The organism is Bradyrhizobium sp. Leo170 (genome assembly GCF_004296405.1).
Classification (GTDB): Bacteria; Pseudomonadota; Alphaproteobacteria; order Rhizobiales; family Xanthobacteraceae; genus Bradyrhizobium.
In genome coordinates, this window is record NZ_PSRR01000533.1 from 1 (window position 1) to 3,583 (window position 3,583).

Below are 3,583 nucleotides of genomic sequence, written 5' to 3' on the forward strand. Positions count from 1 at the left end.
AAAATGGGGATGCCTACGAAGCAGAACGGCGCCAACCCGAACGCGTTCGGACTTTCGATATCACCCTCTCAAACCCGTTTGACGGCGCAGCGCTAGTGCCGACAGCCAACCTATTGGGGTATCCGCTATGCCAAATGCCTATACGCGCCTGGTCGTTCCAGACAGCCTGGCTTCTCCCCTGACGAAGTCAACTTATCTGCGCCTCGGCTCTTATTCGGACGAAGAAGAAAAACTTGTCACTGGTCTCACAACGACTATTGGCGAAAGTCCAGCTGCGATCAGCAAACATGAAAGCGACAACGCCGGCTTGCTTGCCTTCACCAACAAGGACTTCCAGGCCAATATTGAAGGCGCTGCGCTGCTCAAAATCGGTCGCGGTCAGACCACGGAGGTCACGAACGGCAACTCCCAACATCAGGTCTCGAAAGGCACTTATGAGATCTCCGCCGAGAATGGCGTGTCAATCAGTGCTGGCGCTAATGGGACGCCTGCGGACATCATCCTGACGGCCTCGAACCGAGTCAAGCTCATCAACAAGGGCCACAAGCTGGAGACGACCGTTGGCAACTCGGAAAAGCAGACGATGGGAGACACCAAGGAATTGTTTCAAGGCACTAAATTCACCTGCATGAGAGGCGCAGCTACCACGCTGACGATGGCCAAGAACGTAAGCATGTTCTTTGGAGAAGCGTTCACCTTCAAGATCTCGCGAGAATGTTCAGTCAACCTCAGTGATATGAACTCTATGACGATCGGCAACAAACTTGACATTGTCGAAGGACACGACGTCAAGCAAGTGATTGGAAACTCGACCAAGTGTGTTTTTGGCCCCGATTTCAAGTCGGCTGACAGCGATACCAAGATTCTCAGGACAAGCGATTTCAAGCTCGCTCCCGTCGAAGACTTCAAGTCGGTCGGTCGCGACATCAAATTCTGCAAGACCAGCGTATCCCACTCCGAAGAAGAATTGAGAAAGGGACAGTCGAACACGGAAGAGTACAAGCTTGTGACCCGAAAAGCTGAGATCACGTCCAGTTCCGGCAATGAGGAAGTCATACAAAAGAAGTCGATAAATTTCATGTAGCGAGCTGGAGAACAAGGATGACGATGCCGATCCGTGCCACAAGCACCGACATCTTGGCGATGGCCGAGCGCTTGCTTGAGCCTGGGCATCACACGGCCCGTGTCGTGTCGGTCAGCGACGATGGCTCTGCGGTCGAGGTCGAGGTCGCTGGCGCCCGTCACACGGCGACGGTCGCCGTTGGCTGCCTGGTCCGCCCCATGCCACAGGACGTGGTGCTGCTCTTCACCAACGTGGAGCAAGTCTTCATCGTCACTGTGCTGGAGCGGACGGCTCACAATGGTGGCATGGTCGGCCTGCCCGGGGCGCGCAATATGTCGATTGAGGGCGAGACCATCACGATCGCCGCGCGCCAGCGCCTGTCCTTGCGGGCCGACAGCATCGATCTGCAGACTAAGCTGCTCGCAGTGCTTGCGGACAAAGGCACCTGGATCGGCAAGCTCTACACGTTGATCGCGGACCGTGTCCTATGCTCAGCGCGACTCCAGGAAGTGAGTGCCGAGCAACTTACGGTAAAAGCGGTCGAGCGTGTCGCGGTGATCGAGCGTATCGACACATTGCAGACCGAAACCCAGGCCATTAGAGTCACCGGCATTGCCTCCGAGATGGCGCACAGCAAGGTCATCGCGGTGAGCGAGGATCTCCGCCTCGATGGCAAGCGCGTCACAGTTGCATAGCACAGATGCTGTCCACTGGCATGCCGGCTCCGACCCGGCAGGAGAGGGTTAGAACGGCCCAGGAGTTTATCTCGGCCGGCGTCTCGAGGAGGCGGAGGCGCTGCTGGAGGAGGTCGCCACCACAAGTGATCCCGATACGCTCAATGCGAGGGCCACACTGGCGCTTGCGCGCCGGCGGATCGAGTTTGCCTTTGACATGCTGTCTGAAGCTGCGACCATCTACCCCGAGCACGCCGGCCTCACCACCAATCTCGGCATCGCTCACGGATTGCTCGGCCGCGCTGAGGCGGCGGTGATTTGCCTCGAACGCGCGGCGGCTCTCGCCCCGCGCAACGAGGAAATCAAGCTGGCGCTCGCTCAGGCCTTGCTGAGCCGAGGCGAGGTTGCGGAAGCCCGTGCGATGACAGAGACCGTGGTCCACCACGAGCCCATGAATGCGCGTGCGCTCCTTCAACTTGGCGCCCTCGAGTTCGCCTTGGGCCACAGCTCGGCGGCTGAGGCCGCCCTGCTTCGTGCGCTTGAGATTGCTCCGGACGATCCCGACGCGCTGGGCAATTTATCGGTGCTCAAGCTTGAACGCGGGCGCCTCGACGAGGCGCTCAGCCTTGCCGCGCGCGCGCATCTGCGCGCCCCGCTCGATACCGCTGGGCTCTTGCATCTGGCTTATTGCCACGCCGCAACTGGACTCTGGTCGCAAGCGGAGGCCACCTGCAAGAAACTGCTCGCCTATGCGCCCGCTCATGTTGGTGCGCGCGAAATCTTGGCCCGTGTTACGATTGCCAAGGGTGAGGTGGACCGCGGCATTGCGCAACTGACGGAATTCGTGCGCGCTCGCAAATCGGATCCTACCGCCGCGCTTGCTCTGGCGCGTGTCCTACAGCTCGTTGGCCGGCTCGACGAATCCCTCACACTTGTCGGTCACGTCGTGCACACGCGACCTGAGAATGACGCAGCGAAGTCTCTGCAGACGACGCTTGAACTGACGCTTGGTCGCTTCCCGACGCCCGAGCCGGCCGCCTCGGCACCTGTGAGGCGGATAGTCGTGCCGCCGACGATGGGCGCCCTTGAGTTCATCGCACTCGCTCGTCTCTTGCGTCGGCTGCCGCGCCCGCAAGATGTGCATGTGGTCGCGCATCCATGTTATCAGGCTCTTCTTGCCAACCTCGCCGAGCGGGTGATTTTGGACGAACCGAGGCCCGCGATCTCGGCTATGCCGCTGCAATCATTATTGCGCGTTCTGCCGACCGACGCCCGCAACATTGCCGATGGCATTCCCTACCTGCGCCCCGAGGCCGAACTGTTCGCCAAATGGCGGGATGCATTGGCCGCGTTCGCAAGGCCTCTGGTGGGCATCGTGTGGGAGGGTGGCGCGCTCGGCCTATCGATGGGGCAAGTCGCAGCTGCGATTCCAAACTCCGTCACGCCTGTCAGTTTGATGAGCGGCGCGCAACGGCATGACATGAAGCGATGGAGTCGTCCGATCGATGCTGGCGTGCACATCGAGAGCCCTGCGGAAATGATCGCAGCGATCGCCAATCTCGACGCGGTGGTCGGGCCCGACAGCTTCGCCGTCCATATCGCCGGAGCGCTCGGCGTCTCCGGCGTGGTTTTCGTGCCGCTCGGTTATCCCTGGTATTGGGCTCAGGCTGGCGGAAAGCCACTGTGGTATCCGTCATTCGAAGTTGTCGTGCAGGAACGGTTCGGGCATTGGTCCGGCGCGATCGACGAAGGGCGGCGCCACCTCGAGACCCTGCTACGCAAACAACCGATTGACTGAGCGGCGCGCTGCCACAGCATCGCGGCGAGCCCAAGTCGCCGATTGCTT

At 60.4% G+C, this 3,583-nt stretch carries 3 protein-coding genes; all 3 read left to right on the forward strand.

The window, feature by feature from the left end; all coding sequences use genetic code 11:
• Window positions 1–127: 127 nt before the first annotated feature.
• The 3 genes from CWO89_RS41895 (at window position 128) to CWO89_RS41905 (ending at window position 3,535) form a co-directional block, all read left to right on the forward strand.
• Window positions 128–1,084, forward strand: a complete 957-nt coding sequence (locus tag CWO89_RS41895) for a hypothetical protein (RefSeq protein ID WP_130584082.1) — start codon at window positions 128–130, stop codon at window positions 1,082–1,084.
• A gap of 17 nt (window positions 1,085–1,101) precedes the next feature.
• Window positions 1,102–1,758 carry a DUF3540 domain-containing protein gene (locus CWO89_RS41900; protein ID WP_130584083.1) on the forward strand — a complete coding sequence of 219 codons (657 nt, stop codon included), beginning with the start codon at window positions 1,102–1,104 and terminating at the stop codon, window positions 1,756–1,758.
• A 196-nt stretch (window positions 1,759–1,954) separates the two neighbouring features.
• Window positions 1,955–3,535 carry a tetratricopeptide repeat protein gene (locus tag CWO89_RS41905; RefSeq protein ID WP_130584084.1) on the forward strand — a complete coding sequence of 527 codons (1,581 nt, stop codon included), beginning with the start codon at window positions 1,955–1,957 and terminating at the stop codon, window positions 3,533–3,535.
• Window positions 3,536–3,583: the final 48 nt, after the last annotated feature.